The 16737-nt window shown below is 59.7% G+C and carries 15 protein-coding genes; 10 read left to right on the plus strand and 5 right to left on the minus strand.

The features are described from left to right. Positions 1-32 precede the first annotated feature (32 nt). Complete coding sequence (locus tag AB4P92_RS05870; protein ID WP_261735641.1) at positions 33-1205, minus strand: MFS transporter; 1173 nt, start codon at positions 1203-1205, stop codon at positions 33-35. A gap of 242 nt (positions 1206-1447) precedes the next feature. On the opposite strand from AB4P92_RS05870, the gene AB4P92_RS05875 reads away from it, so the two are divergent. The 3 genes from AB4P92_RS05875 to AB4P92_RS05885 all read left to right on the plus strand — a co-directional run bounded on the left by AB4P92_RS05875 (position 1448) and on the right by AB4P92_RS05885 (position 4710). Then, positions 1448-2248 carry a glucose 1-dehydrogenase gene (locus tag AB4P92_RS05875; RefSeq protein WP_261735642.1) on the plus strand — a complete coding sequence of 267 codons (801 nt, stop codon included), beginning with the start codon at positions 1448-1450 and terminating at the stop codon, positions 2246-2248. Beyond that, a complete protein-coding gene (locus tag AB4P92_RS05880) occupies positions 2241-4067 on the plus strand; it encodes a glycoside hydrolase family 15 protein (protein ID WP_261735643.1) in 1827 nt (608 codons plus the stop codon). Before AB4P92_RS05875 ends, AB4P92_RS05880 begins: the two co-directional genes overlap by 8 nt. Positions 4068-4320: 253 nt before the next feature. Continuing rightward, positions 4321-4710 (plus strand): hypothetical protein, encoded by a 390-nt coding sequence (locus AB4P92_RS05885; protein WP_261735644.1) that lies wholly within the window; start codon positions 4321-4323, stop codon positions 4708-4710. A 45-nt stretch (positions 4711-4755) separates the two neighbouring features. On the opposite strand, the gene AB4P92_RS05890 is transcribed toward AB4P92_RS05885, so the two are convergent. Further along, entirely contained in the window at positions 4756-5745 is a 990-nt protein-coding gene (locus AB4P92_RS05890; RefSeq protein WP_395599092.1) for a GlxA family transcriptional regulator, read from the minus strand. 89 nt (positions 5746-5834) lie between these two features. Between AB4P92_RS05890 and inhA the strand changes: the two genes are divergently transcribed. From inhA to AB4P92_RS05905, 3 genes are all read left to right on the plus strand, one after another. Then, positions 5835-6521, plus strand: coding sequence for an isonitrile hydratase (gene inhA / locus AB4P92_RS05895; protein WP_395599093.1), 687 nt, complete (start codon positions 5835-5837; stop codon positions 6519-6521). Positions 6522-6766: 245 nt separating this feature from the next. Next, positions 6767-7558 (plus strand): type II CAAX prenyl endopeptidase Rce1 family protein, encoded by a 792-nt coding sequence (locus AB4P92_RS05900; protein ID WP_395599094.1) that lies wholly within the window; start codon positions 6767-6769, stop codon positions 7556-7558. A 101-nt stretch (positions 7559-7659) separates the two neighbouring features. Continuing rightward, entirely contained in the window at positions 7660-9225 is a 1566-nt protein-coding gene (locus AB4P92_RS05905) for a PAS domain-containing methyl-accepting chemotaxis protein (RefSeq protein WP_210622389.1), read from the plus strand. Positions 9226-9498: 273 nt separating this feature from the next. Here the strand turns inward: AB4P92_RS05905 and AB4P92_RS05910 are convergent, their stop codons facing one another. From AB4P92_RS05910 to AB4P92_RS05920, 3 genes are all read right to left on the minus strand, one after another. Continuing rightward, positions 9499-9864: a DUF6124 family protein gene (locus tag AB4P92_RS05910; protein ID WP_395599095.1), complete on the minus strand. Its 366-nt coding sequence runs from the start codon at positions 9862-9864 to the stop codon at positions 9499-9501. 679 nt (positions 9865-10543) lie between these two features. Then, positions 10544-10909, minus strand: coding sequence for a DUF6124 family protein (locus AB4P92_RS05915; protein WP_042558548.1), 366 nt, complete (start codon positions 10907-10909; stop codon positions 10544-10546). Between the two features lie 1528 nt (positions 10910-12437). Next, positions 12438-13115 (minus strand): alpha/beta family hydrolase, encoded by a 678-nt coding sequence (locus AB4P92_RS05920; protein WP_395599096.1) that lies wholly within the window; start codon positions 13113-13115, stop codon positions 12438-12440. A gap of 94 nt (positions 13116-13209) precedes the next feature. On the opposite strand from AB4P92_RS05920, the gene ccoN reads away from it, so the two are divergent. From ccoN to ccoP, 4 genes are read left to right on the plus strand one after another with little or no spacing between them, the layout of a single operon-like run. Beyond that, positions 13210-14634, plus strand: coding sequence for a cytochrome-c oxidase, cbb3-type subunit I (gene ccoN / locus AB4P92_RS05925; RefSeq protein WP_273877101.1), 1425 nt, complete (start codon positions 13210-13212; stop codon positions 14632-14634). 10 nt (positions 14635-14644) lie between these two features. Further along, positions 14645-15253 carry a cytochrome-c oxidase, cbb3-type subunit II gene (gene ccoO, locus AB4P92_RS05930; protein WP_042558545.1) on the plus strand — a complete coding sequence of 203 codons (609 nt, stop codon included), beginning with the start codon at positions 14645-14647 and terminating at the stop codon, positions 15251-15253. Positions 15254-15256: 3 nt separating this feature from the next. Continuing rightward, positions 15257-15454: a cbb3-type cytochrome c oxidase subunit 3 gene (locus AB4P92_RS05935; RefSeq protein ID WP_042558544.1), complete on the plus strand. Its 198-nt coding sequence runs from the start codon at positions 15257-15259 to the stop codon at positions 15452-15454. After that, positions 15451-16401, plus strand: a complete 951-nt coding sequence (ccoP, locus tag AB4P92_RS05940) for a cytochrome-c oxidase, cbb3-type subunit III (RefSeq protein ID WP_042558543.1) — start codon at positions 15451-15453, stop codon at positions 16399-16401. The genes AB4P92_RS05935 and ccoP overlap by 4 nt, the downstream gene beginning before the upstream one ends. Positions 16402-16737 lie beyond the last annotated feature (336 nt).

A 16737-nucleotide genomic window follows, 5' to 3' on the forward strand; every position in this document is an offset into this window, starting at 1 on the left:
GGCGCAGCGTGCCGCAGCGCCTACAGATGTATTTATTTCAGGTGCCGGTAACTCTGTATCGCCGAGCCTAGCACCACCGCTCCCGCCGCAATCGCCAGCCAGAATCCACTCCGAGCGCCGTAGGCATCCACTAGCCAACCGGACCCGGCGGCGCCCACCGCCACGCCAATACTCAAACCAGTCACCAGCCAGGTCAGCCCTTCGGTGAGTTTGGCCGGTGGCACGATGCGCTCGACCAGCGCCATCGCCACAATCAGCGTCGGCGCAAAGAACAGCCCGGCGATAAACACAGCGACCGACAAGCCAAAAATATTGCTCGCCAACAACAGCGGCAAGGTCGTCACCGCCGTCGCCACGCCGCCGTATAAAAACAACCGAGGCAATGGCAGTTTCGAGCGCATGGCGCCAAAGGCGATACCGGCCAGGCACGAGCCGATGGCATACACCGACAGCACAATGCTCGCCGCCGCTGGTTGTCCCTGATGCTGAGCAAACGCGACGCTGACCACATCAATCACGCCGACGATGATGCCCATGGCAATCATCAGCGCCAGCAGCAATTGAATGTCCGTAGAACCAATGATCGAACCTTGATGGTCGGACGCGTGCGGGTGCACCGGTGGCTCGGTGCTGCGCTGAGCGACGAATGCGGTGACACCAATCGCCAGCGCCAACAGTGCCGCCAACGGTCCGGCCTCGGGAAATACTGCAACGCACAACCCCACCGACAACGGCGGGCCGACAATAAAACAGACTTCATCAAGCACCGACTCCAGCGCATACGCCGTCTGCAATTGCGGCTGGCCGCGATAGATTTCGGTCCAGCGCGCCCGCACCATCGCCGACATGCTCGGCATGCACCCGGCCAGTGCAGCGAAAATGAACAGCGTCCAGGTCGGTGCCTGCAGCCGTGTGCACAGCAGCAACATCAGCAGCGCCCCGCCGCCGATCAATGCCGAAATCGGCAGGACTTTGCCCTGGCCAAACCGATCGACCAGCCGTGAAACCTGCGGCGCGCAGAACGCCGTGGCCAGGGCAAACGTCGCCGCCACCGCACCGGCCAACGCATACCCGCCGTACAACTGCGAAAGCATGGTGATCACGCCGATACCGGTCATGGAGATCGGCATGCGCGCGATCATCCCGGCCAGCACAAAATTTCGCGCGCCGGGGGCGTTGAACAATTCGCGGTAGGGGTTTGCCATCAGTCACAGCCTCGTCAGGGGCGGCCAAGTTGCCATATGGATGAGGGGTGTGGAAGCGGGGAATTGTTGGTGGAATGTGAAGGGCCTAAAGATCAAAAGATCGCAGCGTGCCGCAGCTCCTACAGGTGAATGTGGTCATCTGTAGGAGCTGCGGCACGCTGCGATCTTTTGATCTTCTGGCTGAACTCTCAAGGCTGGCCGTCGGTCAGCTAAATAGGTCCTCACTCAAGGCGAAAATTCGCATGCAGATTTCCCTCGCCCGCCAGGTCGCACTCATCACCGGCGCCAGCTCCGGCATTGGCCACGCGGCCGCCAAAGCCCTGGCCGCCGCTGGCGCTTCAGTGGTCATCAACTACAACCGTCAGGCCGAACCCGCCGAAGCCCTCGCCCGACAAATCATCGCCGACGGTGGTCAGGCGCTGGCCATCGGCGCCGATGTATCGAAGGAAGATGAGGTCGAACGGCTATTCGCCCAGACCCTCGAAGCCTTTGGTTCGCTGGACATTCTGGTGGCCAATTCCGGACTGCAAAAAGACGCCGCAGCGGTGGACATGACGCTGGATGACTGGAACGCAGTGATCGGCGTCAACCTCACCGGCCAGTTCCTCTGCGCCCGCGCTGCACTGCGGATTTTCAATCGTCAGGGCGTTCGCGAAGGCGTGTCCCGCGCCGCTGGCAAGATCATTCACATGAGCTCTGTGCACCAACGCATTCCGTGGGCCGGGCATGTCAATTACGCCGCGTCCAAGGGCGGTGTTGATCAGTTGATGCAGACCCTGGCTCAGGAAGTCAGCCATCAGCGCATTCGCATCAACGGCATTGCGCCGGGGGCGATTCGTACGGCCATTAATGAAGAAGCCACCGAAGGTGCAGCGGGTGAAAAGCTGCTTGAGCTGATTCCCTATGGGCGTATCGGCGACGTCGATGACGTCGCCAACGCCGTGGTTTTCCTCGCCTCCGACGCCGCCGATTACATCGTCGGCACAACCCTGTTCATCGACGGCGGCATGAGCCTCTATCCGGAGTTTCGCGGCAATGGCTGAGCATCATCAAGAACAACAAAGCCCGATCGACGCCCACGGCATCATCGGCGACATGCGCAGTGCAGCGCTGGTCAACGACAAGGGCAGCGTGGATTTTTTCTGCTGGCCGGAGTTCGACAGTCCATCGATTTTCTGTTCGTTGCTGGACACACCCGACGCGGGAATTTTCCAGCTTGCGCCGGACTTGCCCGATGCGCGACGTGAGCAGATTTACCTGCCGGACACCAACGTTCTGCAAACCCGCTGGCTCAGCGAATTTGCCGTGGTGGAAATTACCGACATGCTGCCAGTGGGCGATAGCGAAGATGACCTGCCGCTGCTGATGCGCCGCGTGCGCGTGGTCAGCGGCGAAGCAACGTTCCATATGCGCTGCGCCGTGCGCCACGACTACGCCCGCGCCGACACGCGCGGGCAGGCCGATCAGAAGGACGTGCTGTTCAGCGCAACCGGCCAACCGACACTGCGTCTGGCGTCGGATCAGCCGATGCAGGTTGACGCAAATGCAGCCGTCGCCCACTTCACGCTGACACAGAACCAGACCGCCGCTTTCATGCTCGGCGCGACCGACGACCCGCGTTTCATCGAGGGCGCCGGCGATTTCTGCATGGAGCGCACGCTGAAGTTCTGGCGTGACTGGATCGGCCAGTCGACTTACCGCGGACGCTGGCGCGAAATGGTCAACCGCTCGGCGCTTGCGCTCAAGCTGCTGACCTCACGCAAACACGGCGCGATCCTCGCCGCCGCCACTTTCGGCCTGCCGGAAACCCCGGGCGGTGAACGCAACTGGGATTACCGCTACACCTGGATCCGCGACGCCTCGTTTACCGTTTACGCATTCATGCGCCTGGGGTTCGTCAGCGAAGCCAACGCCTACATGCGCTGGCTGCGCGGACGGGTCAGCGATTGCAACTGCCAGCCGATGAAACTGAACATTCTGTATGCCATCGACGGCCGCCAGGAACTGCCGGAAACCGAGCTTGCGCATCTGTCGGGGCACGGCGGCGCGAAACCGGTGCGCATCGGCAACGGTGCGTATGACCAGATTCAGCTGGATATCTTCGGCGAATTGATGGACGCGGTGTATCTGGTCAACAAGTACGGCGACGCCATTTCCCACGAAGGCTGGAAACATGTGCGCGAAGTTGTCGATCAGGTGTGTGAGACATGGCAGACCAAGGATGTAGGCATTTGGGAAATGCGCGGTGAGCAGCATCACTTTTTGCACTCACGGCTGATGTGCTGGGTGGCGCTGGACCGAGCGATTCGCCTCGCCTCGAAACGTTCATTGCCAGCGCCGTTTGCCCAATGGGACCAGACCCGCCAGGCGATCTACGCCGACATCTGGGACAACTTCTGGGATGAAGAACGCGGGCATTTCGTCCAGTACAAGGGCGGCACCGCACTCGACGGTTCCATGCTGTTGATGCCGCTGGTGCGTTTCGTCAGCGCCAAGGATCCACGCTGGCTATCGACACTTGAGGCCATCGAAAAGAGTTTGGTGCGCGACGGCATGGTTTATCGCTATCGCAACGAAGAGGCAGGCATTGATGGTCTGGCCGGGACCGAAGGCGCATTTGCCGCGTGTTCGTTCTGGTACGTCGAATGCCTGGCCCGCGCCGGCCAGGTGGAAAAGGCCCATCTGGAATTCGAACAGTTGCTGCGATACGCCAATCCGCTGGGGCTGTACGCCGAAGAATTCGACAGCCATGGACGGCATCTGGGCAATACACCGCAAGCGCTGACACATCTGGCATTGATCAGTGCGGCGAGTTTTCTCGATCGACGTTTGAGTGGGGAAAAGAGTGAATGGCAACCGTAAAAGTCGCCGGAGTCTGTCGGAAACTTCCCTGAAAAAACCTTCGCTGTAGGACGCAAGCCTGCGCCTGAAGCAGCAAACCCCTGTCCCTCCAGCGAGGGACTACAAACTCGTAACAATTGTTGACCCCTCCCTCCCCCGCCACTCGCACTTACACCCCGAAATACCTTGTTGCCAGCTGTTACATCCGCCCCTACCATCCACCGCAACGGGCACAGCGGAGCTGTCCAACAAAACCCGAATTCAAGGAAGCAGAATGTCCCAGCACGTCCAGCGCAACATCGACAGCGCCCTGCGCACCGGCCTGAGCCGCACCCAGCTCTGGGAAGCCGCCGACAAAGGCCTGATCAAATGCTGGGAAATCGGCCGCCAGCGCGCCGCCCGTTTCCCCGACCTCGCCCAACGCTGCATCGCCAATGAACTGCCCGTCCTCGGCTGGAAAGGTGGCGTTAGCCGCAGCCTGAAGAAGAACGAAAAATACGGCTCACTGAAATACCTCGCGCAGTGGCAAGGCTTGCGTGGGGAGGATCTGGATATCGATTTGGCTGAGGAGCGTTCGCTGACGTGTTCGCGGACGAAAATGGTGGTGACGTTCACGCCGGATCGGACGAAGTATTTTAATCAGGTGGCGGAAGCCGAGGCCTGAATCATTTGCGGCGAGGAAGCTCGCTCCCTCGCCGCAGGTTCAGCTTCACGCGACCACTTCAGTGTTGATTGTTGCAGCGTTAACCGAAAACCGCTCCCGATACGCCTGCGGCGTCACCCCAATCGCCCGCAGAAAACTACGACGCAAGGTCTCCTCACTGCCAAACCCGCAATTTGCCGCGATGCGTTTTACAGGGAGCCCGGTATCGCAAAGCAAACGCCGAGCCGTTTCGACGCGGATCAGTTCGATCGCACGCGCCGGGGTCTGGCCGGTGTCGGCGCGGTAGTGGCGGACGAAGCTGCGTTCGCTCATGCCGGCCTGTTCGGCGAGGGTCGGCACACCGAGGTCGCAGGTGAGGTTTTCGGCAATCCATGCGTGCAGGTCATCGAAACGGTTGCCTTGGTTCTGCAGTGATAGCGTCACGCTGAACTGTGACTGCCCGCCCGGGCGTTTGAGGAACACCACCAAGTGCCGGGCGACATCCAGTGCGATGTCGCTGCCGAGGTCTTGCTCGACCATCGCCAGTGCCAGATCGATGCCGGCGGTAACCCCCGCCGAGGTCCAGACCGGGCCGTCGTTGATGAAGATCGGATTGGCCTCGACCTGCAACTTCGGATGCTGCTGCGCCAGTTGCTCGCAACGCGTCCAGTGAGTGACGACGCGCCGACCATCGAGCCAGCCGCTGGCCGCCAACAGAAACGCGCCGGTACACACCGAAGCCACGCGCCGGCATTTCGCCGCGTGTTTGCGCACCCAATCCACCAGCGGCCTATCCTCCGCCGCCGGATAAATGCCCCAGCCACCGGCGATGATCAGCGTGTCGCTGGCCTCCAACGGCAGCGGTTCGGCGAGCACCGCCAGCCCCGCCGACGACATCACCGCCCCGCCCTCGCTGGCAATGACCGTCGGCGCATATGGAACAGGCAGGCCGCGTTGCCGACAAAGGTCATTGGCCGAAGCAAACACCTGCAACGGGCCGGTGACGTCGAGGATCTGCATGTTGGCAAACGCGAGTACGTGAATGGCTTTGGGCATTTGGCGTAATTCGTGGGGTTATTGGCGTATGCGCCAGAACGTACGCGCCTACAGTGAAGCCGTCCACCCTCTTAATGGAGAAAAACACCATGACGTTGCAGATCGGTTTTCTGTTGTTTCCGCAGGTACAGCAACTCGACCTGACCGGCCCATATGACGTGCTCGCCTCGCTGCCGGGCGTGAAGGTGCACCTGATCTGGAAAGACCTGATGCCGATCACCGCCAGCACCGGTCTGCTGCTGAAACCGACCACCATATTCGAGGACTGTCCGGATCTGGATGTGATCTGTGTGCCCGGTGGCGCTGGCGTCGGGCCGTTGATGGAGGATGAGCAGACGCTGTCCTTCATCAAACGCCAGGCCGCGCAAGCGCGTTACGTGACCTCGGTGTGCACCGGCTCGCTGGTGCTCGGCGCGGCGGGTCTGCTACGAGGCAAACGCGCGACGACACACTGGGCTTATCACGATTTGCTGCCGACGCTGGGGGCGATTGCCGTGAAGGATCGGGTAGTGCGTGACGGCAATCTGTTCACCGGCGGCGGGATTACGGCCGGGATTGATTTTGCCTTGGTGCTGGCGGCTGAACTGGTTGATGCCGAGACGGCGCAGTTGGTGCAACTGCAGCTTGAGTATGCTCCGGCGCCGCCATTTAACTCGGGGTCGCCGGATTCAGCGCCGAGTGTAATCGTCGACGAGGCCCGGTTGCGTGCGGCGCCATCGTTGAAATTGCGCACGGAAATTACCGCGCGTGCTGCGGCGAAACTCAACCTGCGCTGAACCTTCAGCCAAGTCCTGATGGAATAAAAATCCCCTGTGGGAGCGAGCCTGCTCGCGAATGCGGTGTATCAGTCGATACATCTATTGCCTGTCACACCGCATTCGCGAGCAGGCTCGCTCCCACATTGGGATTTGTGTTTGGCCACCGATATTGGTGTTGTACCGACTTCCCGCCTCACCTTTACTTGTCCCCCGCCGCCCACCCGTGTAGAAAGCCCTTCCACCCACTTTTACAGGGACTTTCGATGAAGGCTTTGCCTTGGCTTTATCTGGCGCTGCTCAGCCTCGGCTACGGAATGGCGCTCAGCTACGGCCAACTCGGCTGGCTGGCACTGATTTCCGTTGGCCTGCTGCTGTTTGCCGGGTACGCGGTACGCCAGCAAGAAGTGCCGTTCGCACGCTATCTCGGCCACGGCCTGTTCATTGTAATGACCTTGGCGTTGGCGATGCATTGGTTGCCGGGTTTTTACAACGGTCGCGCTATTGATCCGCAGCGTTTCACTGATAACGCTGCGCGCTTTTCGATGTACCTGAATCAGGACAAACCACTGGTCGGCTTCTGGCTGTTGCTGGTCTGCCCATGGATTGTCGCGCGGCGCTCGTTGCGCCTGACGGTGTATGCCACCGCCATGGGCCTGACGTTAAGCGCGGTCCTGGCGCTCGGTGGTGCGGTGTTGCTTGGCGTTATCGCCTGGGCGCCGAAATGGCCGGATCAGGCGTGGTTGTGGGTGCTGAACAACTTGCTGCTGGTGACGCTGGTCGAGGAAGCGTTGTTTCGCGGCTATATACAAGGTGGCTTGAGCCGGCGCTTCAAGCATCTGCCGTATGGAGAAAACCTTGCCCTGCTGCTGGCGTCTTCACTGTTCGCACTGGCGCATGTCGGCGCTGGCTGGACTTGGGTATTACTGGCGGGCCTGGCGGGTGTCGGCTATGGTCTGGCCTACCGTTTCGGCGGACTCGGGGCGGCGATCGCCACACACTTCGGGCTGAATGTGCTGCATTTTGGCTTGTTCACCTATCCGATGCTTGCCGGTTGATGCAAGCCGCGTTTTGCGACGCCGTGCTGATTACTGAAAGAAAAATTCAATAATTTCCTGACAGCGCCGACAACCTTTCAAAGCCTTGCGGATTGAAAAACATGCGTAACAACCAGCCCATTACACAACGCGAACGGACCTTCCCGGCTCAGCAACGGTTGATTTCCACAACCGACGCCAAGGGCATGATCACCTACTGCAACGACGCTTTCGTCGAGATCAGCGGGTTTTCGCGTGAGGAACTGATCCGTGCGCCGCACAACCTGGTTCGTCACCCCGACGTCCCGGCTGCGGTGTTTTCGCACATGTGGGGCACACTGAAACAAGGCTTGCCATGGATGGGCATCGTCAAGAATCGCTGCAAGAGCGGTGACCATTACTGGGTTAACGCCTATGTAACACCGGTGTTCGACGGCAATCAGGTGATCGGTTACGAGTCGGTGCGGATCAAACCCACCGCCGAACAGATCCGCCGCGCCGAAGCGCTTTACCAACGCATCAATCAGGGCAAGTCGGCGATTCCTTCCAGCGATAAATGGCTGCCGGTGCTGCAGGACTGGCTGCCGTTCATTCTGGTCAGCCAACTGAGCTTCATGATCGGTGCCACGCTGACTTCACAGTGGGGCTTTGCCCTGGCGGCCGCTCTGTCGGTGCCACTGGGCCTGATGGGCCTGCAATGGCAGCAACGCGGGCTCAAGCGCCTGTTGCGTCTGGCCGAGCAGACCACCTCCGACCCGCTGATCGCGCAGATGTACACCGACAGCCGTGGCGCGCAAGCACGTCTGGAAATGTCGATCCTCAGTCAGGAAGCCCGTCTCAAAACCTGTCTGACCCGTCTGCAGGACACTGCCGAGCACCTGACCGATCAAGCCAGGCAGTCCGATGCTCTGGCACACAGCAGCTCGACCGGCCTGGAACGTCAGCGCGTGGAAACCGAACAAGTCGCCACCGCCGTCAACCAGATGGCCGCGACCACGCAAGAAGTGGCCAGCCACGTACAGCGCACCGCCGACGCCACGCAGGAAGCCAATCGCCTGACAGGTCGCGGACGCGACATCGCCGGCGAAACCCGCGAAGCCATTCAGCGCTTGTCGGTTGTTGTGGGTGAAACCGGCCTGACCGTCACCCAACTGGCGAAAGACAGCGACGAAATTGGTGGCGTTGTCGATGTGATCAAAGGCATCGCCGACCAGACCAACCTGCTCGCGCTCAACGCCGCCATCGAAGCGGCCCGTGCCGGCGAGATGGGTCGCGGTTTTGCCGTGGTAGCGGATGAAGTTCGTCAACTGGCGCAACGCACCAGCGAATCCACCGGGCAGATCCATGCCCTGATCGCCAAGCTGCAGCAGACTGCTTCGAGCGCTGTGCAAACCATGGAAGCCGGGCATCGCCAGGCCGAAGAAGGTGTCGCGCGGGTGCTGGAAGCGGACCAGGCGCTGGTCGGTATCAGCGAAGCGGTGGCCAACATCACCGACATGACCACCCAGATCGCCGCCGCGACCGAAGAGCAAAGTGCTGTGGCCGAAGAAATCAGCCGCAACATCAGCAACATTTCGGAACTGGCAGACCAGACCTCGGAACAGGCGCACAACTCGGCGCTGCTGAGCGAAGAGCTGACCAAGACTGCCAATACGCAGTACTCGTTGGTGGAGCGGTTTAACCGCTAAAAGCAAAAGATCGCAGCCTGCGGCAGCTCCTACAGGAACATGCATTCCAATGTAGGAGCTGCCGAAGGCTGCGATCTTTTGATCTTCAAAGCCCGGACGGCGAAAGCTTCCGGGTTTTTTGTTGCTTGTCTGAAAGTGATAGTGCTTGGCAGAGCGCTTTCGCGAGCAGGCTCGCTCCCACTTTGGAACGTAGTGGGATCACAGATTTGTGTCCAACGACAATCCCTTGTAGGAGTGAGCCTGCTCGCGATGAGGCCATAACAGCCAGCGAATTTACTGAGGCAACTTCAGCTTATCCAGCAGTCGATTGACCAACAGTTCGTTGAGCATGATCACCTGTTGCAGCGCCAGCAGCGGTTTGCGCTCCGGGCCGCCGATTGAGTGGGCGATGTTACCGGCCATGGCATGGGCGTAAGACAGCGACTCGCAGGCTTCGACGAGCAGGGTTTCGTCATCCAGGGTGGGGTCGACGAGAAAGACGGGGCGAAACTTGGGCGAGGTTGGCGGGGCCGCGAGGTCTTCGGGTTTGAGGTAGTAGTCAAGGGCGCGGTCGGTCGCTTCTTTGATCTTTTGCGGGCTAAGCGCTGGGCCGTGGGGGATTGGGTCTGTGGCTGGTGGGTTTGGTGTGATTTTGAACATAGGTGTAACTCCAGTTTCGAATATTAGGAGCCATCACCCTCGCTACCAAACGAGTGGGTGGTGGCCATACGTGGGTTGGTAGACCGGTCGAAACGGGAAACCCGGCGCTCACGAATGAGCCCCACGCATGTCCACCATAAAAATCTGAGCCCCCAAAAAGGGACTGCGTACGGTGACACCATACGGTTTCGAAGCGGGCTACCAAACCCGATCACTGTTTTCCAGTGACAGGGAAACGATACAACCCACCTCATAGCCGCGTAAGCAGGCGGATTCTGGCGTACGCGTAGGTAACGGCGCAAGGAGTTGTAGGCCCGATGGCGTAACGGGTTGTGTGGTTTAAACGTGCTTGCAGGATTGCGTTTACTGATAGAGAAAACTGGAAATTCCCCTATTGTATTGATGTTGTTTCTTAGGCCGCTTTCGCGAGCAGGCTCGCTCTTACAGTTGGACCGGGTGCGTCACTTAGAGATTGGTCGGCTGTCAGGCCGCCATCGCTGGCAAGCCAGCTCCCACATTGGATGGAGTGTGTTCAGTTAGAAATTGGTTGGATGTCAGACCGTTTTCGCGAGCAGGCTCGCTCCCACTTTGGAACGTAGTGGGATCACAGATTTGTGTCCAACGACAATCCCTCGTAGGAGTGAGCCTGCTCGCGATGAGGCCATAACAGCCAGCGAAATTACTGAGGCAACTTCAGCTTATCCAGCAGTCGATTGACCAACAGTTCGTTGAGCATGATCACCTGTTGCAGCGCCAGCAGCGGTTTGCGCTCCGGGCCGCCGATTGAGTGGGCGATGTTACCGGCCATGGCATGGGCGTAAGACAGCGACTCGCAGGCTTCGACGAGCAGGGTTTCGTCATCCAGGGTGGGGTCGACGAGAAAGACGGGGCGAAACTTGGGCGAGGTTGGCGGGGCCGCCAGGTCTTCGGGTTTGAGGTAGTAGTCGAGGGCGCGGTCGGTTGCTTCTTTGATCTTTTGCGGGCTAAGCGCTGGGTCGTGGGGGATTGGATCAGTGGCTGGTGGGTTTGGTGTGATTTTGAACATGGATGAAACTCCTATCGCAGTTTAAGGAGCCATCACTCTCGCTACCAAACGAGTGGGTGGTGGCCATACGCGGGTTGGTAGACCGGCTGCAATAGGAACCCGGCGCTCACGAGTGAGCCCCACGCATGACCACCATAAAACCGATCCCCAAAAAAGAGACGGTGTACGGTGTTGCCACACAGCTATTACAGACGGGCTACCAAACCCGATCACTGATTTGCAGTGACGGGGAAACGATATAGCCCGGCCTATAGCCACGTAAGCCGGCGGATTCTGGCGTACGCGTAGGTAACGACGCAAGGTGTTGTAGGCCTCATGGCGTAACGCTTTGTGTGGTTTAAACGCGCTCGCAGGATCGCGTTTACTGACAGAAAAAGCTGGAAATTGCCCTGTTCATTTATGTTGTCTGTCAGATCGCTTTCGCGAACAGGCTCGCTCCTACAGTTGGACCGGGTGCGTCAGTAAGGGATTGGTCGGCTGTCAGGCCGCCATCGCTGGCAAGCCAGCTCCCACATTGGATGGAGTGTGTTCAGTTAGAGATTGGTCGGCTGTCAGGCCGCCATCGCTGGCAAGCCAGCTCCCACATTGGATGGAGTGTGTTCAGTTAGAGATTGGTTGGATGTCAGACCGCTTTCGCGAGCAGGCTCGCTCCCATAGTTGGACCGGGTGCGTCACTTAGAGATTGGTCGGCTGTCAGGCCGCCATCGCTGGCAAGCCAGCTCCCACATTGGATGGAGTGTGTCCAGTTAGAGATTGGTTGGATGTCAGACCGTTTTCGCGAGCAGGCTCGCTCCCACAGTTGGACAGGGTGCGTCAGTTAGAGATTGGTCGGCTGTCAGGCCGCCATCGCTGGCAAGCCAGCTCCCACATTGGATGGAGTGTGTTCAGTTAGAGATTGGTTGGATATCAGACCGTTTTCGCGAGCAGGCTCGCTCCTACAGTTGGACCGGGAGCGTCACTTAGAGATTGGTCGGCTGTCAGGCCGCCATCGCTGGCAAGCCAGCTCCCACAAGGGATCGAGTGTGTCCAGTTAGAGAATGCTCGGCTGTCAGACCGTTTTCGCGAGCAGGCTCGCTCCTACAGTTGGACAGGGTGCGTCACTTAGAGATTGGTCGGCTGTCAGGCCGCCATCGCTGGCAAGCCAGCTCCCAAAGAAAAGCAAAAGCAGAACGCGCACCGCTTCTGCTCTTCACCACTCAACAGGATGAGCGTTAGCTCGGCTGCCGCTCTTGATCTTGATCTTGATCCACGGGCGACGTCGGAAGGCTGAGTGGAGGGATTGATCCGGGGGTGGGAGCGCAGCGACCGTTTGGCGAAGCCAAACACAGCGAGAGGAGGTGCAGCGCAGCAAACCGGAGACGCTGCGCCCGGATCGATCCCGCAGCGAAGGAACCCCGAGCCCCAGCGAGCGGGCCGAACGCAGGAGCAAGCCTTTTTGGTTACTTTTTCGGCGTCTGGAAAAAGTGACCCGCCGTAAGGGCGGAACCACAATCAGCCATCACCGCAGCAACGGATATTCACCCAGACATTACCGAAGAAACGAAGCTACTTTCTGCACAGCGCAAGCCAAATGCTGCTCATGGGTAAAACCGGAAACCTTCAACGGCTTCAAATCATGATCCCCGGCCGCTAGCCACGCCACCTCAATACTCGGTGACAAGGTGTAAGCCACGACAGCTTCACGATTGCCAAGCGCATCCCGCTCCCCCTGCACAATCAACGTCCGCGTCTTCAAACCAGCCAAATGCTCAACCCGAGGCTTCTCCGGCTTGCCCACCGCATAAAACGGATACCCCAAACACACCAACGCATCGGCAGCCAATTCGTCAGCCAAAAGACTCGCCATCCGCCCGCCCATCGACTTACCTCCAATGGCCAAAGCCCCAGCGACATGACGTCGCACCTCAGCGAACACCTCACGCCAACATTCCAGCAGTTTCGGCGCAGGATTCGGCGGCCGCTTCACCCCATCAACCCGCCGCTGCGCCATATACGGAAACTCAAACCGCAACACATTGACCCCAAGTGCAGCAAGGCGCCCAGCCATATCCGTCATCCAGTCACTGTCCATCGGCGCCCCCGCCCCATGCGCCAGGATCAACGTCGCCGAAGCCTCGCCACTGGCGGCGTTCCAAAGCCACCCATGATCACGTACGCACTGCGCCCATTGATCCCCGTCAATACTGGCCTTGTGCTGTTTGTTCATGCTTGCCTCGCTTTTAGTCTGCCTATAACTCCAGGCGAAGGATTTGCGGCTCTTTTGCGCGCGGTCACTTCGGCTGAACCGTGGATGGGGAACCATGAACACTTCTATCAGTACCGCCTACAACTACAAGGTGGTCCGCCAATTCGCCATTATGACGGTGGTGTGGGGCATCGTCGGCATGGGGCTCGGGGTTTTTCTCGCGGCCCAATTGGTCTGGCCCGAGCTCAACTTCGATTTACCCTGGACCAGTTTCGGCCGTCTACGCCCTCTGCACACCAACGCGGTGATCTTCGCGTTCGGCGGCTGCGCGCTGTTCGCCAGTTCGTTCTACTCGGTACAACGCACCTGCCAGACCCAACTGTTTGCGCCAAGGATTGCCGCATTCTGCTTCTGGGGCTGGCAACTGGTGATCCTGTTGGCGGCGATCAGCCTGCCATTGGGTTACACCAGCTCCAAGGAATACGCCGAGCTGGAGTGGCCGATCGACATCCTGATCACCATCGTCTGGGTCGCCTACGCGGTCGTGTTCTTCGGCACGATCATGCAGCGCAAGACCAAACACATTTATGTGGGCAACTGGTTCTTCGGCGCGTTCATCATCACCGTGGCGATTTTGCACATCGTCAACAACCTGGAAGTTCCGGTCAGTTTTACCAAGTCCTACTCGCTGTACTCCGGCGCGACAGACGCGATGGTGCAATGGTGGTACGGCCACAACGCCGTAGGCTTTTTCCTCACCGCCGGTTTCCTCGGGATGATGTACTACTTCGTGCCGAAACAGGCCGAGCGTCCGGTGTATTCGTATCGCCTGTCGATCGTGCACTTCTGGGCACTGATCACCCTGTATATCTGGGCCGGCCCGCACCACTTGCACTACACCGCGCTGCCAGACTGGGCACAGTCGCTGGGCATGGTGATGTCGCTGATTCTGCTGGCACCGAGCTGGGGCGGCATGATCAACGGCATGATGACCCTCTCGGGCGCGTGGCATAAGTTGCGCAGTGACCCGATCCTGCGCTTCCTCGTGGTCTCGCTGGCGTTCTACGGCATGTCGACCTTCGAAGGTCCGATGATGGCGATCAAGACCGTCAACGCCCTCTCCCACTACACCGACTGGACCATCGGCCACGTTCACGCCGGCGCTCTGGGCTGGGTAGCGATGATTTCCATCGGCGCGCTGTATCACATGATCCCGAAAATCTTCGGCAAGGCGCAGATGCACAGCGTCGGCCTGATCAACGCGCACTTCTGGCTCGCCACCATCGGTACCGTGCTCTACATCGCCTCGATGTGGGTCAACGGCATCGCCCAGGGCCTGATGTGGCGCGCGGTCAACGAGGACGGCACGCTCACCTACTCCTTCGTCGAAACCCTGGTGGCCAGCCACCCAGGCTTTGTCGTGCGGCTGGTTGGCGGGGCGATCTTCCTCAGCGGCATGTTCCTGATGGCTTACAACACCTGGCGCACGGTGCGGGCCTCGCAGCCTGCTGACGTCGTTGCCGCCGCGCAGATGGCCTGAGGAGTCCGCCATGAAACACGAAACGATTGAAAAGAACGTCGGCCTGCTGATGCTGTTGATGGTGTTCGCCGTGAGCATCGGCGGCCTGACCCAGATCGTCCCGCTGTTCTTCCAGGACGTCACCAACAAACCGGTGGAAGGCATGAAGCCCTACACCGCGCTGCAACTGGAAGGTCGCGACATTTACATCCGCGAAGGCTGCGTCCAGTGCCATTCACAGATGATCCGGCCGTTCCGCGCTGAAACCGAGCGCTACGGGCACTACTCGGTGGCCGGGGAAAGCGTTTGGGATCACCCGTTCCTGTGGGGCTCGAAACGCACCGGGCCGGATCTGGCACGGGTCGGCGCACGTTACTCGGATGACTGGCACCGCGCGCATTTGTACAACCCGCGCAACGTCGTACCGGAATCGAAAATGCCGGCCTACCCATGGCTGGTCACGCAAGCGGTCGACAGCAGCCACACCGAAACCAAGCTCAAGACCATGCGCACCCTCGGCGTGCCGTACACCGACGACGACATCAGCGGCGCGGTGGCCAGCCTCAAGGACAAGACCGAAATGGACGCACTCATCTCCTACCTGCAAGTGCTCGGCACTGCAATCAAGAGCAAGAGGTGAGCCATGGTCTTTGAAATGAGTGCAGGACTGATTCGTGGCTTAGGCACCGTTGTGGTGTTCGTCGCCTTCGTTGGCTTGACCCTGTGGGTGTTCAACCGCAAGCGCAATCCGGAATTCGCCGAAGCGCGTCTGCTGCCGTTCGCCGACGAACCGCAACCCGACACTACCCCAGCATCTGAAACAAGGAGTACCCGGCCATGACCACCTTCTGGAGTACGTGGATCTGCGTACTGACCATCGGCAGCCTGATCGGCCTGACGTGGCTGCTGATCGGCACCCGCCGGGGCGAAACCAAGGGCAGCGTCGACCAGACCATGGGCCACAGCTTTGACGGCATCGAGGAGTACGACAACCCGCTGCCGCAGTGGTGGTTCATGCTGTTCGCCGGCACACTGGTGTTTTCTGTGGGCTACCTGATCCTTTATCCGGGTCTGGGCAACTGGAAAGGCGTCCTGCCGGGTTACGAGGACGGCTGGACCGGCGTGCACGAGTGGGAAAAGGAAATGAACAAGGCTGACGCCAAGTTCGGGCCGATCTTCGCCAAGTTCGCCGCCATGCCGGTGGAAGAAGTGGCAAAGGATCCGCAGGCGCTGAAAATGGGTGGCCGTCTGTTCGCTTCCAACTGCTCGGTGTGCCACGGCTCCGACGCCAAAGGCGCGTTCGGCTTCCCTAACCTCGCCGACAGCGATTGGCGCTGGGGCGGCAATGCCGACACCATCAAGACCACCATCATGGGTGGCCGGGTGGCAGCAATGCCGGCCTGGGGCGAAGTGCTGGGCGAAGCGGGCGTGAAGAACGTCGCGGCGTACGTGCGTCACGAACTGGCCGGCCTGCCGTTGCCTGCCGACAGCAAGGCTGATCTGCAAGCCGGACAGCAAGCCTTCAACACCACTTGCGTGGCGTGTCACGGGGCAACCGGCAAAGGCACTGAAGCCATGGGCGCGCCGAATCTGACGCACCCGGCCGGGTTTATCTATGGCACCAGCCTTACTCAGCTTGAACAAACCATTCGCCACGGTCGTCAGGGCCATATGCCCGCGCAAAACGAACTGCTGGGTAACGACAAGGTGCAATTGCTCGCAGCTTATGTATACAGCCTGAGCCATGGATTGAGCACAGAAAAACTTATAACTGAAGACAATAAATAGATAACATTGCCTACACCTATGCCGCACCGATTAAGGTGCGGCAGTTTCCTGCCCCTTTGCGACGCATTGTCGCACCCTTCACTCCCTCGCCTTTCGGTTCCCCTGATTCGGGTCTACGCTTGCTCGATGAGGACTGGCTCGTGCCGGTTCCAGGTCGACGCTAACCGCTGTGTTCTGCGAAATGGCTGACTGATGTGGCCGCAAACGCCGGTAGATACCGGCTGTCGAGCCGATTGCCGTCCGTCAGCCGAACGGACCGTTTGAACACACCTCGTTACACGCGACCTGAACCCCTCGCTTTTTTCTTCGGCTGCGACATTTTGTCCGAGGCCGATT

Origin of the sequence: Pseudomonas sp. A0308, assembly GCF_044218815.1 — a bacterium.
Lineage (GTDB): Bacteria > Pseudomonadota > Gammaproteobacteria > Pseudomonadales > Pseudomonadaceae > Aquipseudomonas > Aquipseudomonas iridis.

Excerpts from the sequence above, each read along its gene's own strand:
- AB4P92_RS05915 (WP_042558548.1), bottom strand. The coding sequence starts at position 10,909 with ATGTTCAAAATCACACCAAACCCACCAGCCACTGATCCAATCCCCCAC.
- AB4P92_RS05920 (WP_395599096.1), bottom strand. The coding sequence starts at position 13,115 with ATGAACAAACAGCACAAGGCCAGTATTGACGGGGATCAATGGGCGCAG.
- AB4P92_RS05885 (WP_261735644.1), top strand. The coding sequence starts at position 4,321 with ATGTCCCAGCACGTCCAGCGCAACATCGACAGCGCCCTGCGCACCGGC.
- AB4P92_RS05910 (WP_395599095.1), bottom strand. The coding sequence starts at position 9,864 with ATGTTCAAAATCACACCAAACCCACCAGCCACAGACCCAATCCCCCAC.
- ccoO (WP_042558545.1), top strand. The coding sequence starts at position 14,645 with ATGAAACACGAAACGATTGAAAAGAACGTCGGCCTGCTGATGCTGTTG.
- AB4P92_RS05890 (WP_395599092.1), bottom strand. The coding sequence starts at position 5,745 with ATGCCCAAAGCCATTCACGTACTCGCGTTTGCCAACATGCAGATCCTC.
- AB4P92_RS05935 (WP_042558544.1), top strand. The coding sequence starts at position 15,257 with ATGGTCTTTGAAATGAGTGCAGGACTGATTCGTGGCTTAGGCACCGTT.
- inhA (WP_395599093.1), top strand. The coding sequence starts at position 5,835 with ATGACGTTGCAGATCGGTTTTCTGTTGTTTCCGCAGGTACAGCAACTC.
- AB4P92_RS05905 (WP_210622389.1), top strand. The coding sequence starts at position 7,660 with ATGCGTAACAACCAGCCCATTACACAACGCGAACGGACCTTCCCGGCT.
- ccoN (WP_273877101.1), top strand. The coding sequence starts at position 13,210 with ATGAACACTTCTATCAGTACCGCCTACAACTACAAGGTGGTCCGCCAA.
- AB4P92_RS05880 (WP_261735643.1), top strand. The coding sequence starts at position 2,241 with ATGGCTGAGCATCATCAAGAACAACAAAGCCCGATCGACGCCCACGGC.
- AB4P92_RS05870 (WP_261735641.1), bottom strand. The coding sequence starts at position 1,205 with ATGGCAAACCCCTACCGCGAATTGTTCAACGCCCCCGGCGCGCGAAAT.
- AB4P92_RS05875 (WP_261735642.1), top strand. The coding sequence starts at position 1,448 with ATGCAGATTTCCCTCGCCCGCCAGGTCGCACTCATCACCGGCGCCAGC.
- ccoP (WP_042558543.1), top strand. The coding sequence starts at position 15,451 with ATGACCACCTTCTGGAGTACGTGGATCTGCGTACTGACCATCGGCAGC.
- AB4P92_RS05900 (WP_395599094.1), top strand. The coding sequence starts at position 6,767 with ATGAAGGCTTTGCCTTGGCTTTATCTGGCGCTGCTCAGCCTCGGCTAC.